The organism is Pantoea sp. X-Soil-ISGK-355 (genome assembly GCF_059730805.1).
Map to the genome: position 1 here is coordinate 26,391 of NZ_AP035974.1, position 16,230 is coordinate 42,620.

Genomic DNA, 16,230 nt, shown 5'->3' on the forward strand with positions numbered 1-16,230 from the left:
GAAAGGCCAGACCGGAAAGAAAAAGACCGCGTCAGAGAAGGGCTTTTCGGGCACCGCGCGGCGGTCAGCCGGATCATTAATTTCAGACAGGAGCACATCATGACTTCAACCCCGACGGGCACCACTACCGAAATGCGCTGCGTAGCGGCGCTGGGCGACGGCGCGTTTACACGCGAACAGGCTGTTAACATTACGGCTGCTTTCAGCAACGTCTTCATTGAAGACGATCAGGGCAGTCACTTTCGCCTGGTCGTGCGTGAGTCGTCGGGTGCACTTATCTGGCGTGCATTCAGCTTTGAACATGATGCGGGCTACAGGCTGCGTAAGTACATCAACAGCCGTGGCGTATGTCAGCCGCTGAATCAGCAGCTAAAGGCACTGACGGATCTCAATGAAGTTCCGATGACGCTTACACAGCGCCGGGATTTAATGGCTCAAATCCTGAATGACTTAGCCAGTGCGGTCGTGCAGCGAGTTCCTGAAAATTCGGTTGTGCTTCCGGCTGACGTGTCAGAAGTTTGGGCAGATGCGGGGCGTATCGCGCTGGCACATTTCGGGCTTAAGGATGAAAAAGCATGGTTCAGCGCCAGTCAATGGCTGACCTCAGAACTGGAGCAGAACGGCAACATACAGGCGTAAAAAAAGCAGGGTTACCCCTGCTTATTCCACGGCAATCAGTCCTACCTGGTTGCCTTATCAAAACCAGACTCTCAGGAGAGTTATATGATTTTTGATCCGCAAATCGTCGCACATGCAATGCTGTTTGTAAATGCTTTACGCTCTGGTCAGATGGCCCACGTTCCGGCGATGCCGTTTGCTATGTGGCAGCAATTTATCACGACCGTTAATGCTGCTCTGGAGAAAAATGCATGAGTAGTACAACCCCTCTAAACTTTTCCGTCACACCGTCACGCGTGACACAGAATGACATCATTCGTGTGCTGGGCGAGTACACGTTTATTCGTCTGGATAATGGCGATGAAGCCTTTTTCCATCACGGTAACTGGATCAGCGGCGCAGATGCTTCATGTGGTGAACCTTCAGTTTTAGATCTCGCGAAGAGCATGGCGCGTGCGGGATGTAAATCACTGCGATTCGTCGAACTTCCGGTGCCTGACGATGAGGATTGGAACTGGAATGATGTGGTAGAAAAATTAGTTAACACATCACTAACGCGTGAAGTGCGTGGCGAACTGATTGTTACATGCAGCGGTAATGCCCGCCACGGGCGCGGCATTCATATCTGTTGTGACCCATTATTGAGCGGGATCAACAATAACCTCTGGTTTCCCCTAAACGATGCAGAAGACTGGCATACAGGAATCGAACGTGTTCTGACCATGAACGGCATTGCGGAAAATGTTGTGCGGCTGGAACCGCTGCGTGATGGACCGGAGTACAGCGATTTTAAAGTTGTTTATAACCGAAAGGTCTTCGACTGACACTTTGATAGGCTGAATAAAAACCCGCCTACTTACTGATATAAAACTATCCGGCAAGGAAATATAATTCCTGCCGGATATTTTCTTTATGCTGTCTGGCTGTCATGCGAACTAGTTTTAATCTGGGCCGGTTCTGCCTTGCGAGGTTGTCGCCTTTTCTTACCACCACCTTCGTTTATCACACCGGAGATCGCTTTTTCACTGAATCGGAACTCCATCGCATCCAATGCCGATTTAATATCCGCCACTGTGTAACCCTTCTCTTTTGCCAGTACAAGAATGGTATCTTTCAGATTTTCCAGTGCACCATCTCGTGTAATGCGCTGAGGTGTCAAATCTGGAAGATTTTCAAGCTTCCTGCGAGCCTCATCAAGTTGCTCTTGTGTAAAAAAATTACCTGTCGCCATGTCATTCATTCTCTCATATTGGTGAAAGCATGATTTTGCTCGATTTCAGTGGCAATTTCCATACCCATTCCTACATGACGTCGGTTTACTTCTAAACAGCTAAATGGCAAAATAACGAACGTTGATTAAATAAAGGGACAGGAAATGTTTTGTCATTACCGCCTGCACGCAGACGGTAACGCCAAAACGACCTGCTCAGGGCTCCGCCCCGAGACCCGGGTAATGTGCCAAGGTTGAGTTATGTCAAAAAGCGAGAAGCGTCAGAAGAACACACTCATTCAGCTTCGCTGTACTGAAGCTGAAGCAGAGGCCATCAAGAATAAAGCGATAGTGGCCGGGCTGACGACGTCAGAGTATCTCAGGCGTACCGCACTCAACCGCCGCATTCAGGTGCGTACAGACATCCGAATGATGAATGAGATTAAATGCCTCGGCGGTTTACAAAAGCACCTCTACACGCAGATGCAGGAAGGCATGACGACTGAACTAAGCCGTCAGTTTTCGGAGGTGCTTGTAGAGATTGCAAGAGCACTTAACGCACTGGATATGACGCCAGTAGATGCAAAGGAAATCAAAGACTGATGAACGTCATCATTCCACCAAAGCGCCGCGATAAGAAAACCAGCTTTAAGAAGCTGGTTAACTACCTGAGTACGCGCGATGATAAGAAAGCTACTGAGGTGGTCATGTCTGATAATGAAGCGCATACTTCATCAGCTGCCAATGTATCAACTCCCGGATTTGGTCAGCTGGTTGATTACGTTGGTCGCAAAAATTCTGAGAGCTCAAATCAGATCGTCAGCATTTCACCAGAGGGCATTCAGCGCGTGCTTTCTGGTGAAGTACTGTGTGAAACCAACTGCTTTTCACTTGATTCCGCTGCATCTGAGATGAACATGACGGCGATGCAGAACCGTCGCTGTAAAGATGCGGTTTATCACTACATCCTTTCCTGGCAAGCTGATGAAGATCCAACTCCTGATGCCATCTTTACTTCAGTGCACCACACGCTTAAGGAGCTGGGGATGGCGGATCATCAGTACGTTGCTGCTATTCATCGCGATACTGATAATGTGCATTGCCACGTCTCAGCTAATCGTGTTCATCCTGAAACGTTCCGTGCACAGAACATCTGGAACGATGCAGATACCCTGCAGAAATCCTGCCGTGTGCTTGAACGGAAGCTGGGCTTCAAAGTCGATAACGGCAGCTGGGAAATGGATAATGATGGCGAGCTGCACCGCACTCGCCGTGACATGCCTGCAGTTCCACGCGGCGCGGCCAAGCGAGAAATATTCTCGGATAAAGAAAGCCTCCATGGCTATGCTGTTCGTGAAACCCGTCAGATGATAAACGACTTTCATGAGCAGGAATGTCTCGACTGGCCATTACTGCACAACCTGATGTATACCCGCGGACTTGGTGTGCGTGAGCAGAACGGTGGCCTTGCCGTGTTTGACCTGCTTAATCCTGATGGTGTTGGCGTTAAGGCTTCTGACATTCATCCGGCAATCAGTCTGCAGGCAATGAAATCTCAGCATGGTTCATTCCAGCCCGCTCCTCCTGTAACCAATCCTGATAGCGATGAAGATGGTATTCTGCTAATTGATAAATTTTACATGCCGCAGATGCATGTACGCGATCAGGAAGCACGTCGCGAGCGTCGAGAGGCGCGCGCAATTGCACGTGAAATTCTTCGTGCACGATATGATGCTTACCGTGCCGGCTGGGAGAAGCCAGACCTGCGTGCCGGTGAGCGTTTCCGTCAGATCTCTGCCCATTGCATTGCTATGAAAGCGCATGTGCGGGAAACAGTTCGTGATCCGCTGATGCGCAAACTGATGTACCGCGTTGCAGAGTTCGAGAAGATGAAAGCTGTTGCGGAGTTGCGTATTCAGCTGCGCTCAGAACGTCAGGCGCTAAGTGATGCCGGTACGAATCGACCTCTCAGCTGGAAGTCATGGGTAGAACGTGAAGCACTTCAGGGCAACGTTGCGGCCATTAGCCAGATGCGTGGCTGGGCCTATCGTGAAAAACGTAAGGATGCGCAGCACAGTAAAGTCTGGCCTGAACCTGTTGCCGTTATTCATTATGGGCCTAGTGACGATGTCCCAACCTTTAAATCAAGCGAGCATGAGACGCGTCTGCTGTGTAACGGCACTGTGAGCTATCTGCGAGACGGTAAACCTGCTGTGACTGATTTTGGTGACAGAGTAGAAGTCTATGCAGCGCCTGATAGTAAATCTGATCGTTATAATAATGATTTAGCCGCTGAGCTTACCGCATGGCGCAGTGGTGATAGTACAACGCTTAGCGGTGAGCAGAAGGCTGTAAATCGTGTGCTGTATTCTGGTGTATTAAGGAACCTGAATAAGCGAGACGGTAAAATATTCAAAGTCAGCGATCCAGAACAGATGGCCAGCGTGCGCTCTACCGAGATGAGTTTAAGCCAATCTGGAGTGCAGCCAGAGCAGAAACAGGCTCAGGTTAAGTTCAGCAACGATGATGAATTGCGCCCTGTGAATATAGATTTACCACGACCGTGAGGAGATTAAAAACTAAGACATAACTCAAATTAAAGTTCTATGTCGCTGATTGCACAGGCTGGACCCCTGTACAACCAGCTAACCACATCAACCTGACTAGGAGGCTGCTATGGCTGCCGTGGATCCTATTGTATATGCACAATTGTGCAAGTATTTTCCTGCGTTAACCCCAAAGCAGGCTACAAACGTTTGTTTCTATTCTATGGGGGCAAACCATCAGGACATCTCAAGCCTTCTTGAAACTGCTCCTGTCACCGTCAAAAAGTCTCTGGAGTCTGTACAGAAGCATTTCAATACTGATTCCCTTCCTGAGCTCAAAACTGTGTTTTGGGCTGGCTTCACTTTCCGGCAGATTTGCGCAAAGTACAGTATTAACTGTGATGAAGTGTTTACTTCATTACGCACTGAAGCCCTTACCTCTCTTAAACCGTTTTTCCCCGAGCTTAACAAAAACCAAATGCTGGGTGCGATTCTCTACTCAGTTGGGTTTCCTGCAGCTGAGATAGCTGTCAAAGGTCGTTTCTCTGTTGCTCAGATTGAGCAACTTCTTGCTGAAGCAATGGCAGCTATGGGGGTTGCATCCGAGATCCTGCTCAGGATGTTAATTACAAGCCGGTTTATTCTGGATTTGTGTTAGTTAAGGACAGTTAAGCTTCTGTAAGGTTTTTTAATTCAGGGTGCAAATTAATTTTTGCGCCTTTTTTTTGATTAAATATCTGATAATTAACGTTTTTTATTCTTTATGACTACCCTCATTGATACTGTTTGTCTATCCAGTATCTTTTAAGGTAGTTTGAATTTTAGGACCAATCTTATCTAATACGCATCACTTACTTAATCCTTACAAAATTCGAACTCGGAGTACATATGGCGGCAAGCAAACCTCAGAAAGGCATCGCTATGATGCTGTACATGCCGTCTGAACTTAATGATCTTCTGACAGCCTCTGCTAAAAGGTCAGGTCGAGCAAAAACAACAGAAGCACTATTTCGGCTGGAAGATCATCTGAAGCTTTATGATTCACTCGCCTCACCAGGGCAACGTTTTACTGCCGAAGATAACGGCAAAGATTAAATAAGTAATCCTGCCGGTATCTTTAATACCGGCTCTCTTATTTTGTCAATTATGCGCAATCGCGCAGGGCATCCCATTATCTTTTTTCGGGGTCCAGCTCTTTAACAACGTGCCCGTTATTACCCTGATCTCAAGGTCCTCTCTTGCCGGCATGCAATACAGGTGCGCGGAAGATGTCCGGAGGCTACGTCATGGCCTGCAACACATCAGGGGAACCTGCCGGGAGGCGGGGCAGTGAAAGGAGCTACTGTACTCATTTCACTGGCCGGGACAGTGCAAAGTCGGAATTGTGGCGCGTTACCGTTATACCCCTACGTACAAATGCGATGTATTCATTTCAGGCCCCGGGGCGATCCGTCGGGCTCCCTGTATCTGGAGAAGATTAGCCCTGCACCAGAGTGCGGTCGTGAACGGGCATCCCTGACGGTATCAATCCACATAACGCACAGTGACACTTAGAAGTCTGTGCTTGCCCACTCAAATGAGTGGGCAAGTCCGGAACTACTGAATTTTTGTTGATAGCTGATGCCCGGATTACGGGCAGAATTTTGGGGTGAATCGTGAATCTATCTAAAAACAAACGCGAAGCTCTGAGGAACCAGTTTGGTGGCTGCTGCGCTTATTGCGGTGAACAGCTGCCCGATCGAGGCTGGCATGCAGAACTTATTGGCGAGGAATATATCAGCGGCGGGCTTGCAGCGGTTTGCCGAGACTGCCGTGTTACCAAAGGCAATGCAACACCTGAGGCTTTCAGAGCCATCCTGGCAGAGCAGGTTGAACGGGCGCAGCGCAGCAGCATCAACTTTCGCACAGCTTTACGCTTTGGCCTGGTCTGTAAGGTTAAAGAGCCGGTGCAGTTCTGGTTTGAACGTCAGCAGAGATCACAATCTATGACTACGCACCCTTATACAGCCTCTGCCTTCCTTAACAGCCCGCTGGCCTAACCTCAGCGCTTTACTCAAACCCGGGAAAACATGATTATGAATTCTCTTCAGCGCACCTGCATTGTTCTCGCACTTGTCTCTCCTTTGGTTTTAACTTCATGCGTTCAAAAAGATGTGTCGCAGCCAGAAAAATCGTCCTGCAGCAAGCAGTGTGGCAGCGGCGTTAACATTAGCGTGAGTGCATGGCGCTTCACCTCATCGCAGAGCACCAGTCCTGAAGAGTTACTGAAAATACCTTCAGATTCTGTCATTCCGTCGCTGAATTCAGGATCTTTACGCGTCATCAGGCCCAGTCAGGTAGATGCAACCAAGGTGCTACTGAATAAACGGGCTGAATTCATAACATCGTCAACCGCATGGACTAAAGATATGCAGCCGCTGCCGGTAAGCGTAAATAATGCTTCCGAAGAATTGAACGCTGTGGTTATCCCTTATCCTCAGTTCAAAGAAAATGGCCCTCGCATAGTTAGTTATGAGCTGAGCTCCGCGACGCCTCTACGTGAAAGTAAATCGCTTGATGATAAATCCTTTAACCCAGGGCGGGTTAGATTGCCTTCAGGCGGTGCATTACTGCTGGTACAGCACAACACCGCGGGGAGCATTATCTGGCTCATACAGTCCGGAAAATGAACCTGATGATGCCGGGCGCACAACCGGCATTGTCACTTCTAAACATGACGCCCCATTGAAAAGCGCACTTGCCCTGACCGGCCAGTGCGCTTTTCGTTGCGGCGGACCTGCGGCCAGCGCACGCGGTCAGACTGACATCGGCTTAAATTTTTTTAATACGATGCGTAGAGTCTAAATAACGCCGCTCTGGCGTCTGTCAGTCTGGCCAGAGCACCGGGAGGCACCCGGCGCCGCAACATCCCTTCTGAATGGCGGGTATCCCGCTTTTTGCACAGTCAATGCCGGGCAGCCTGAGGCCACCGGGCAGACAGTGCCGGCCATGAGCTATCCGGAGTCTTCTCTATGTCACTTATTGAACGGGCAGGGCTGTTTCCGGCCCTGTTTCTGACTGGCTGTGCTCAGCAGGCGGTCATCACAGGGCCGCCGTCGGGCGGTGTGGTGGACGGCATGCTCTCGCGTAGCGCGGCCGACATCAGCGCCATGCAGTACCGCATACACCAGAGCAGCCCCTCAGCTCAGCGCCCCGTGTCGCAGGCAAGTGTGAAATCACCTGTTCCATTGTTATCACGTCCGGCTGTCGCCCATGCTTCACTTCTGAAAACATCGGGCACGCTTTCGCCATCGTCAGCTGTTGGAGCGGGGCCTGCAGACGGCTTTGTGCGGCAGAGTGGCGTGGCGCCAACGCTCCGGGCAGCTCTACGCAAAATCGTCCCACCCGGGCATACCGTCGTGTTTGATAAGGCTGTTTCAGCAGACGCGCCGGAGTTATGGCAATGGACGGGTAACGATCGCTGGCCGTTCGTCATCAATAAGCTGCTGGCCACGCGCGGCATGAAAGCGACTGTGAACGAGAAAACGGGAACGGTTACCGTTGAGCCTGCGCAGCGCGCGCAGAAAACGCGCGCACCCGGTCAGGGAACATCATCGCCCGTGCCAGCGGTGGGGCCCATTAAGCCAGTGCCAGCTACTGTGCCCAATAATCCGGCCACGTCGGCGCCAGCAAAAACAGCTACCCGGACGGGAACCGGACGTAACCCGTTCCGCGACGATGCCACCGCAAAAGCCGCCGGCGCCGCGAGCGTGCCGGTTTTACCTGCCGCAATACGCGCTCCCGTCGTGCCGGTTACCCCGTTACCAGTAGTTCAGGTGCGACACTGGCGCATTGAAACCGGCAGCACAGTGAAGGACTGGCTTTACAGTCAGGCCGCTACAGAGACGTGTACCGTGCCCGGTATTAAAAACTGGACCGTCGCCTGGCTGACGCCGACCAACTACCGGATTGATGCACCTCTCACTTTTGACGGCAGTTTCCGGGAAATGCTGAACCGACTTTTCACCCTCTACGGTACGGCAAAGGTGCCTCTCTATGCCGGCGTACGTGCCGCACAGTGCGTGGTGTCGGTGGACGATAAGGAGGTTCAGTAATGTTCATGTACTGGCTGCTGGTTATCTTTGCAGGATTGCTGCTGGACGGACTTTCCACTGACCAGCGGGCCGTGCATGAGGCAGGGCAGCTGCAGGACCAGACGCAAAGTCTCCAGGCTACACAGATGGTGCGCTATATGAACCGCATCAACGACTGGCGCTATCTTAACCCCACGGCGGATAACGTCAGCGTCAGTGATGCGCAGCTCACAGGCTGGAAGAGCGTTTCGGGCCTCAGTAACGTGATCGCCGGCGGCAGAACATACGTGTGGCGCGCCGGAGAACCCGGGCTGATGGCGGCGCTGCTGACGCAGACCCGTCAATCCGCCCTCGCAGGACACGTAGTCTCTCGCCGCCTTCTCGACAATAGTGGCACCGATATGCAGCTGACCGTTCCCTCCGTCATCCCCGACGGCAGCGTGGTATGGGTTAACTGACTTTCCCTTTCTTACAGGACACAGCAATGAAATTACCTCACCGGCTGACCGCGGCGGCGGCGCTCTGCCTGCTGGCCAGCGGCTGCAGCACGCTTGATCGCGTGGATGCCACTGAAAAACGGGCGGGCGCCGCCGAGGCGCAGGCCGATGCCCATAAACGCGCGCTTGAAAGCGGGCAGGTTGTGCGCGATCTGACATCACAGTGGATTAATCCGGTCCCCATCAGCGGAGTTGCCGGGCAGCGCTCTGAGCTCCCTCCGTGCGCGATCAAAATCAACCGCCCTGGCATGGTGTCACTTGCCTACGTCAGCTCCTTCATTACTGACCAGTGCCGCATTCCTGTTGTTGTAACGCCAGACGCCCAGGCAGCGATGGCTGGCAGTGGAAGTGGCGGCAAAACAGAAAAAATTTCCGGCCCGTTGCCGGCTCCAGATGCCAGCGGCATGGTGCCGCTGGCATCTATGGGACAGACCAGCAGTCAGCCGGTTGCTGTGCCTCAGGGCGAGGGCGGTCTGCGTGGCGTCAGCTGGAATGGCTCGCTCAGCGGCCTGCTGGACAACGTAACCACGCGTCTCGGTCTGTCCTGGCGCTACGAGTACGGACATATCGCTATCTTCTGGCTTGATACCCGAAACTTCGCCATCAACTTTATGGACAGCGACGCGAGTTTCGTGTCGAAAACGGTGAGCGGCACAACGACGTCTACTGGGACCAGCGGCGGAGGTGGCGGTAACACAGGAGACAACAGCACCAGTCAGACTACTACGGCGACCATCAAATCTAACATCTTTAAGGATGTGGAAAATACGGTGAAGTCGATGCTGACGCCGGGCTCCGGGCGTCTCAACTTGTCAGCCGGCGTCCTTACTGTTACCGATACGCCGCGCGTGCTCGATGCCATTGGCCGCTACATAGACGATCGCAACCGCGAGCTTAACCGCCAGGTGATGATTTCGGTGAAGGTCTTCAGCATCGAGAATCGTCATCAGAACCAGCTGGGCATTGACTGGAATGCGGTACTGAACACCGGCAGTGTCGGAATGTCACTGACCAGCCCGTTTACCGGTGCTGCAGCGGATGCGCTGAGCGGCGGTGTGGCCATTCTGGACGGCAAAGGCCAGGGCACGCAGACGTTTCTTAAAGCCCTCGACGAGCAGGCAAAGCTCAGCGTGGTTACCTCCGCCTCGGCGCTGACCACTAACCTGTCTGCCGTGCCGGTACAGAACGCCATTCAACAGGATTACGTACCAAATATCAGCACAAGCCAGACAGCGAACGTCGGGACCAGTACCTCAATTACCACAGCAACGATCACCACCGGCTTTAACATGACCGCATTGCCGTTGTTGTTCCCTAACTCACCGAAGATGCAGCTGGAATTCTCCATCAGCATGTCGGACGACCCGACATTCACGGCATTTACTTCCGGTGGCCAGAACGCGCAGCTGGCCAAAACAACCCCTAAAACCATTGTTCAGCGAGTGATCATTCAGTCCGGCCAGACGCTGGTACTGAGTGGCTATGAACAGTTAAGTGACTCCGCTAACCGGCAGGGAGCAGGCAGCTACAGCTTCTTTGGCCTGGGCGGCGGCGCGCGCGGCGACGGCGGGCGACGCATGTTCATCATTCTCGTGACGCCTGTGGTGCTGGGATAAGGAGACGTTATGGCTTCTGAACTAACGCAGCCGACGATCAGCGTAGTCCCGTCGGGGAAATACGCGCTGATTGCTGGCCTGCACTGGCAGTGGGTAGCTGCGCGGGGTAGCCGGCGCATGAGAATTGAGGCCCGGGATCAACTGGCGAGCTACTGGCTGGCTCTACCTGCGGGTACGGCTGATGAGCCGGCGACCTGGCTCGGCGCGCTTGCCGACGACGCGGCGGGCCTGCCAAAGGGTAAACGCCCGGCCTCGCTTACGGCAGCGGTGCTCGGGAGCATACCTGCCGACTGCTGGGGCATTTTTCTGCTTCCCGGCGGAAATTACTGGTTTATGGCAGTTACCGGCGGTCACCCCTCGCCCTATGGCGATGTGACGGGCGATGCTGCAACCGTTCTCCGGGCAGCTGAACAATTCCGAGACGCGGCGCCAGCGCCTTCTGCGGGCTGGGTAGTATTCGACCCGGATTCAATGCTGGAGATGCCGGATGCGCGCCGTGATCCGCTTGCAGCTCTGCTTCCAGCAACTGTGCCGTCCCGAGCACTGCTGAATAAAACTGACAGTCGTACAACATCCCGTTTACTGCTACTGGGCGTGGTGTGTGTGGTGGCAGCCTGGTATGGCAACCACTGGCTTGAAGTCAGAAAGAAAGCGCAGCATGACGCGTGGGTACAGGCTGAACTGACCCGCGCCCGTGAGGCGGCAGCACTCAAGCCCGCCACCTTGGCTAAGCCTTGGGGCGGTCAGCCGGACTTCTCAGGCATGCTCAGCGGGTGCGTGAAGCAGTGGCGCCAGGCGCCGCTGTCGATTGCCGGCTGGGTATTCAGCCAGGTTATCTGCGAGTCAACGGGACAGCTCACGCTTCACTATGCTCTGCCGGATGGCGGAACGGTCGGTGACTTTGCCGCCCGGCTGCCACAACTTTACGGTCCAGGTATGCAGGCTATTTTCAACATGCCCGGCCCCTCTGATGACGCTTCCTTCAAAGAATCTGTGCGTTTCACTCCGGTCTTGCCTGAGGCGCTGTTGCCTGGTGACGAGCAGCTGCGACGCATGACCAGCTATGCGCAACGCCTGCGGGCGAACCTGCGCTTCAGTGAACCAACCCTGCTGACTCAGACTGTCGGCCAGGACCAGATCCCGCTGCCCTGGAAGCGTTACAGCTTTACGTTCATTACCGATATCCCGCCGGACCGGCTGTTTGACGCCTCGCGTTTCCCGGGCAACGGACTGCGGCTGAGTTCCGTAAAGGCCGAGCTGCACAGCAGCCGGCTGACCTATACCCTGGAAGGAATGCTCTATGCAGAGAAATAAGTGGCACCCACTGCTGCTGCCCGCGGTTTTCATCAGCCAGCTGGCTGCTGCCAGCCCGACGGTATCAGTGCCGCCGGCCGCGCAGAATGAGGTTAAAAAGGAGAATGCCCTGACCGGTGCTGGCATTCCTGCATCCCCAGCTGAAGCCGTGAGGCCAGCTGATCCCGTGGCGCAGGACAACAGCTTCGGACGTCTTGAGGATATTCAGACCAAAACGGTGCTGTATGAGTTCCAGCTTGCACAGGCTAAGGCGCTCAATGAACTACAAAAAAACGGTTATGACGCGGTGCTGGGTGGACCCTTCAATCCGCAGCCGGCAACACCGACGAAGGATAGTGCCGCTGCAAAACCGGCGGAGGAAAGTCGCGCGCTGCCGCTGATTGTGGAGATATCCGGCGGACAGCTGCTTTCCGCGACACTTCAGCTTGACGGCGGAAATCAGGTTCGCGTGCAGGCAGGCAGCCGCATTCCTGGTACTGCCTGGACGGTAGCTAAAATCACATTCGGTGAGGTGACGGTCAGCAGCCCTGACAAAGGCCTCGTGTCACTGGCATTCGCGGGGTAGCGCATGGAATTCAGCGAAGAAACTGTGAATCTGCTTCACCTGGACGACAGAAATCCGGAGCAGGCGAGACTGTACGTTTCAACCGAACACCGCGCCAGTCCGGCTGTGCAGTCAGAAATTGCCCGCGCCCGGCGCCAGATCCCGGGTCTCGATATACAACCTGTTCACCTGAGCGAGTTGCGCCGACAGCAGACTGGTCGCGCTGGCACCGCCACCGCAGGCGACTGGTCGCCGGAGCAGAGACAAGTGGTGAGTTTCATGCGTCGCGCAGGGGAACTTCACGCTTCTGACATCCATATCCTCATCGGAGCCGATAACATCACGTCGGTAGTATTCCGCATCCACGGTGATCTTGAACTGCAAGCTGAGCTGGACGTTGAGGAGGGCATGAGCCTTGCCTCAACCATTGTCATGTCTATGTGTGACGTTGCGCCTCAGGCTTTCAGTGAAACCGATGAACAGGACGGACGCCTGCGTAATGAGTTCGTGTCGGCTCTGGACCTTTATGCGGCGCGCTACTCAGCTGTGCCTACAGAGTCCGGGCTTTACGTCGTGTTGCGCGTCATTCTTGATGAAAGTCAGGACATTCCCTCGCTGGATACGCTGGGCTACCTGCCAGAACAGCAGAAGCTGATCCGTCGAATGCTTAAGCGTCCTGAGGGCATCATCATCACGGCTGGCCCCACTGGATCAGGCAAAAGCACCACAATGCGAACCTTTTGTCAGATGTATGTAGAGATGACCGGTGGCAAGCGCAGGCTGATAACTGTGGAAGACCCGGTTGAAGGTAAGGTGCCGGGAGCTATACAGACAACGATCATAGCCGACCGTAACGATCCTGAATCTGTAACCCGCGCCTGGCAGCGTCGCCTTTCTGCACTAAAGCGACTGGACTACAACGCTGCGGTGATCGGGGAGATACGTGATACCTGGTCTGCTAATGCCAGCATCAGCGAAGCAAAGAGTGGAACGCTGGTCAAGACAACGACGCACGCCAATGACGGAACCGGCATCATTGATCGCCTGACCGATACGCTGGGCATAGCGCCGGGGATGGTCTTGGATCCACAGGTAGTTATTGGCCTCATCGCGCAGCGCCTGGTACAGATGCTTTGCCCATCCTGCAAAAAAGGGTGGGCAGACGTCAGAGATACCCTTTCCGAAGACGATCGCGAGCTGGTTGAGACCCAATGCGACACTGAAACCGTTGCGTTTCGCAACCATGAAGGCTGTAGCGCACCGGGCTGCTGGCGCGGAATCACCGGGCGCAAAGTTATTGCGGAAGTCATCCGTCCTGACGCCCGCTTTATGCAGCTCTATCGCGATCATGGCAAGCTCGCGGCGCGAAGCTATTGGGTACATCACATGGGCGGTATTACGCGCGGAGCACACCTTATGCGTTATATCGCGGCCGGGGAGGCTGACCCCATCGATGCAGATAAGCTCAGTCCGCTCGATGAAGACGCCCTGAACCTTCTACCGCCGGAAGCCCTGGCGCTTTACGGGGCCGGAGGTGGTCATGAATGACTTTATTCGCCAGTGGTGTGAGCGGCTTCAGGGGTCGTTTGCGAAAGGCAGCGCGCGTTCTGAAGGGCTGGGCCGCTGGATAGGACAGAAAACCTTCAGCACAGCTGACCGCATGACGCTGTATGAAGACCTGGCATTTCTTCTGGAGAACAACCAGAAGACGGAGGACGCAATTGCGGGTATGCAGCGCACCCGGCGCCGGCGTAACGATGCCGTATCACTTTGTCTGGCTGACATCAGGCACGCGCTTACCCGCGGCCGCGGTCTTGATGTGGGGCTTGCCGGCTGGATCCCTTCTCAGGAGGCAACCATCCTGCGCGCAGGTCGCGCGGCGAAAGACCTGCGCGGGGCCCTGCTGCGGGCAATTGAGGTAGTGAAAGGCATTGGCGAGATGAAAGCCACGGCGGTAGTAAACCTGACCTATCCGGTGATGCTGCTGGCCGGAACGTTTTACATGATGCAGATGGTTTACGATCGCTTTCTGCCGCGGCTGGAACAGCTTGCTCCGCCCAATCTCTGGACCGGCCCGCTGTGGTGGCTTGGCGCCATTACCCACTTCTTTATCGGTAACAGGTACGTGCTTGCAGCGGGTCTTGCGGCCTTTTGCATATGGGTTATCTGGTCGCTGCCCCGGCTTACCGGGAAAATCAGACAACACGTGCTGGACAGGCTGCTTCCGTGGAGTCTTTACCGGGAGATGCAGGGTGTATCGTTTCTGCTAAATCTCAGCGCACTGCTGCGTGCGAACGTGCGCACGGAGGAGGCGCTCGATATGCTCAGCCGCAACGCGACGCCCTGGCTGTATGAACGGCTGACAGCGACACGGCGTCAGGTGGCCCGAGGCAAACATCTCGGCCAGGCGCTGGCCGACAGTGGCTATGCGTTTCCTTCGCGCGAGGCTATCGACAGGCTGCTACTGCTTACCTCCAATCAGGGTGGCGAAGATAATATCGAGAACTTCGCGCGCATGTGGCTCACCAAATCTATCAACCGCATCAAGCGGATTTCCCGGCTTTTGCAGCTTCTCGGCATGCTCGTCACCGCCGGTTATCTTATGCTCACGTTTATTGCAACCCAGGATCTGGGCTCGCTAATCGGCAACCGTTAACTTTTCATCCAATGAGGTCTTTATCATGTCACAACCTTTAAAACGATCTGCCGTCCACCGCGGCGCCCTTAACCTGCAGGAAGCGGTGATTGTGGGCATTGCTGCGCTTCTCGTACTTGTATATGTGCTGGCATCCGGTAACGGATTGTTCAGCCGGTCTGACTACACGGAGGAGATGTCAAACGCCGGTGAGCTGATGACAAACACCCGCGGCATGCTCAAAACCAGCGGCACGTATCAGTTCAGCTCGGCCGCCACCATGACCGGCGCACTGGTGCAGTTCGGCGGTGCGCCGGGCAGCATGGCGGTGATCGGGACCAAATCATCCGGCAGTGCATCACTGAATAATCGCTGGGGTGGCAGCGTCACGGTGCAGCCGGTCGCAACCTCCGGCGGGCAGAATACCGCCTTTTCCCTGACCTATACGCAGGTGCCGCAGGAAGCCTGCGCGCAGCTGGCTCAGAAAATGAGTGGCGCTAATAACGTAGCGTCAACCAGCATCAACGGAAGCGCGACAAGCGGTGCGGTCAGCGCGTCGGTAGCTGCCGCACAATGTAAGGCTGACAGTGGCTCAACCGGCACCAACACGCTGGTCTTTACCAGCAGCACATGACAGGAAGGCCGGGGGAAACCCCGGCCTGCGCCTTCTTACTGATATTTGTTCTTTTCACGGTATGCATCATGAAGAAACTTTTCACCCTGCTGCTGGCCAGCGGATTGATGCTGTGCGCCTCCCGCTCTGCGCTGGCATATTGTTACAACGAGGCGGGCGCGCGTTACCACGTTGATCCACAGCTGCTGCGCTCCATCAGCAAGGTGGAAAGTGGCTTTAATGCCGGTGCAATCGGTTATAACCGCAATAAAAAGGGACTGGTTACCAGCCGGGATTTTGGCCTGATGCAGATTAACTCCACGCACGTGCCGCAGCTGCGTGCCATGGGCGTGCTGCAGAGCGAGCAGGACCTGCTGACCAAACCCTGCCTGAACGTTATGGTCGGAGCCTGGATTCTGGCCAAGCACCTTCAGGTTTGCGGTGTGACATGGGAGTGTCTCGGCAGCTATAACGCCGGCTTTGCCGACGACAACACCGCCCGCCGCATGCTCTATGCGCGCAAGGTTTACGCCGATTACATGGCGCGCCGCTGACCTCCTACAC

General features: G+C 54.6%; 17 protein-coding genes and 1 pseudogene. 17 read left to right on the forward strand and 1 reads right to left on the reverse strand.

Annotated elements, in window-relative coordinates; translation table 11 throughout:
* Positions 1-132: 132 nt before the first annotated feature.
* From AC6I8J_RS22105 to AC6I8J_RS22115, 3 genes and pseudogenes are all read left to right on the forward strand, one after another.
* Positions 133-348: pseudogene (locus AC6I8J_RS22105) on the forward strand (DUF905 family protein); the annotation flags it as partial.
* 375 nt (positions 349-723) lie between these two features.
* Positions 724-873, forward strand: a complete 150-nt coding sequence (locus AC6I8J_RS22110) for a succinate dehydrogenase flavoprotein subunit (protein ID WP_094106193.1) — start codon at positions 724-726, stop codon at positions 871-873.
* Complete coding sequence (locus AC6I8J_RS22115; RefSeq protein WP_497825907.1) at positions 870-1,442, forward strand: hypothetical protein; 573 nt, start codon at positions 870-872, stop codon at positions 1,440-1,442. The genes AC6I8J_RS22110 and AC6I8J_RS22115 overlap by 4 nt, the downstream gene beginning before the upstream one ends.
* An 86-nt stretch (positions 1,443-1,528) precedes the next feature.
* Here the strand turns inward: AC6I8J_RS22115 and AC6I8J_RS22120 are convergent, their stop codons facing one another.
* Positions 1,529-1,849, reverse strand: a complete 321-nt coding sequence (locus tag AC6I8J_RS22120; protein ID WP_429323799.1) for a hypothetical protein — start codon at positions 1,847-1,849, stop codon at positions 1,529-1,531.
* 240 nt (positions 1,850-2,089) lie between these two features.
* On the opposite strand from AC6I8J_RS22120, the gene mobA reads away from it, so the two are divergent.
* The 14 genes from mobA (at position 2,090) to AC6I8J_RS22190 (ending at position 16,220) form a co-directional block, all read left to right on the forward strand.
* A complete protein-coding gene (gene mobA, locus AC6I8J_RS22125) occupies positions 2,090-2,431 on the forward strand; it encodes a plasmid mobilization protein MobA (RefSeq protein ID WP_497825908.1) in 342 nt (113 codons plus the stop codon).
* Positions 2,431-4,395 (forward strand): TraI/MobA(P) family conjugative relaxase, encoded by a 1,965-nt coding sequence (traI, locus tag AC6I8J_RS22130; RefSeq protein WP_497825909.1) that lies wholly within the window; start codon positions 2,431-2,433, stop codon positions 4,393-4,395. Before mobA ends, traI begins: the two co-directional genes overlap by 1 nt.
* Positions 4,396-4,504: 109 nt before the next feature.
* Positions 4,505-5,032: a hypothetical protein gene (locus AC6I8J_RS22135; RefSeq protein ID WP_497825910.1), complete on the forward strand. Its 528-nt coding sequence runs from the start codon at positions 4,505-4,507 to the stop codon at positions 5,030-5,032.
* A gap of 230 nt (positions 5,033-5,262) precedes the next feature.
* Complete coding sequence (locus AC6I8J_RS22140; protein WP_497825911.1) at positions 5,263-5,469, forward strand: TraY domain-containing protein; 207 nt, start codon at positions 5,263-5,265, stop codon at positions 5,467-5,469.
* A gap of 980 nt (positions 5,470-6,449) precedes the next feature.
* A complete protein-coding gene (locus AC6I8J_RS22145; protein ID WP_497825912.1) occupies positions 6,450-7,043 on the forward strand; it encodes a hypothetical protein in 594 nt (197 codons plus the stop codon).
* Between the two features lie 342 nt (positions 7,044-7,385).
* Positions 7,386-8,468 carry a TcpQ domain-containing protein gene (locus AC6I8J_RS22150; protein WP_497825913.1) on the forward strand — a complete coding sequence of 361 codons (1,083 nt, stop codon included), beginning with the start codon at positions 7,386-7,388 and terminating at the stop codon, positions 8,466-8,468.
* The gene (pilM, locus tag AC6I8J_RS22155) at positions 8,468-8,905 is read left to right on the forward strand and encodes a type IV pilus biogenesis protein PilM (protein WP_497825914.1); all 438 of its coding nucleotides are present in this window, start codon (positions 8,468-8,470) and stop codon (positions 8,903-8,905) included. The genes AC6I8J_RS22150 and pilM overlap by 1 nt, the downstream gene beginning before the upstream one ends.
* A 26-nt stretch (positions 8,906-8,931) precedes the next feature.
* A complete protein-coding gene (gene pilN / locus AC6I8J_RS22160) occupies positions 8,932-10,560 on the forward strand; it encodes a PilN family type IVB pilus formation outer membrane protein (protein WP_497825915.1) in 1,629 nt (542 codons plus the stop codon).
* A 9-nt stretch (positions 10,561-10,569) separates the two neighbouring features.
* Positions 10,570-11,874: a type 4b pilus protein PilO2 gene (pilO2, locus tag AC6I8J_RS22165; protein WP_497825916.1), complete on the forward strand. Its 1,305-nt coding sequence runs from the start codon at positions 10,570-10,572 to the stop codon at positions 11,872-11,874.
* Positions 11,861-12,439: a type IV pilus biogenesis protein PilP gene (gene pilP / locus AC6I8J_RS22170; RefSeq protein WP_497825917.1), complete on the forward strand. Its 579-nt coding sequence runs from the start codon at positions 11,861-11,863 to the stop codon at positions 12,437-12,439. The genes pilO2 and pilP overlap by 14 nt, the downstream gene beginning before the upstream one ends.
* A gap of 3 nt (positions 12,440-12,442) precedes the next feature.
* Positions 12,443-13,966 carry a GspE/PulE family protein gene (locus AC6I8J_RS22175; RefSeq protein WP_497825918.1) on the forward strand — a complete coding sequence of 508 codons (1,524 nt, stop codon included), beginning with the start codon at positions 12,443-12,445 and terminating at the stop codon, positions 13,964-13,966.
* The gene (locus AC6I8J_RS22180) at positions 13,959-15,074 is read left to right on the forward strand and encodes a type II secretion system F family protein (RefSeq protein ID WP_497825919.1); all 1,116 of its coding nucleotides are present in this window, start codon (positions 13,959-13,961) and stop codon (positions 15,072-15,074) included. Before AC6I8J_RS22175 ends, AC6I8J_RS22180 begins: the two co-directional genes overlap by 8 nt.
* A gap of 25 nt (positions 15,075-15,099) precedes the next feature.
* Complete coding sequence (locus tag AC6I8J_RS22185) at positions 15,100-15,687, forward strand: type 4 pilus major pilin (RefSeq protein WP_497825920.1); 588 nt, start codon at positions 15,100-15,102, stop codon at positions 15,685-15,687.
* A gap of 68 nt (positions 15,688-15,755) precedes the next feature.
* Positions 15,756-16,220: a lytic transglycosylase domain-containing protein gene (locus tag AC6I8J_RS22190; RefSeq protein WP_497825921.1), complete on the forward strand. Its 465-nt coding sequence runs from the start codon at positions 15,756-15,758 to the stop codon at positions 16,218-16,220.
* Positions 16,221-16,230: the final 10 nt, after the last annotated feature.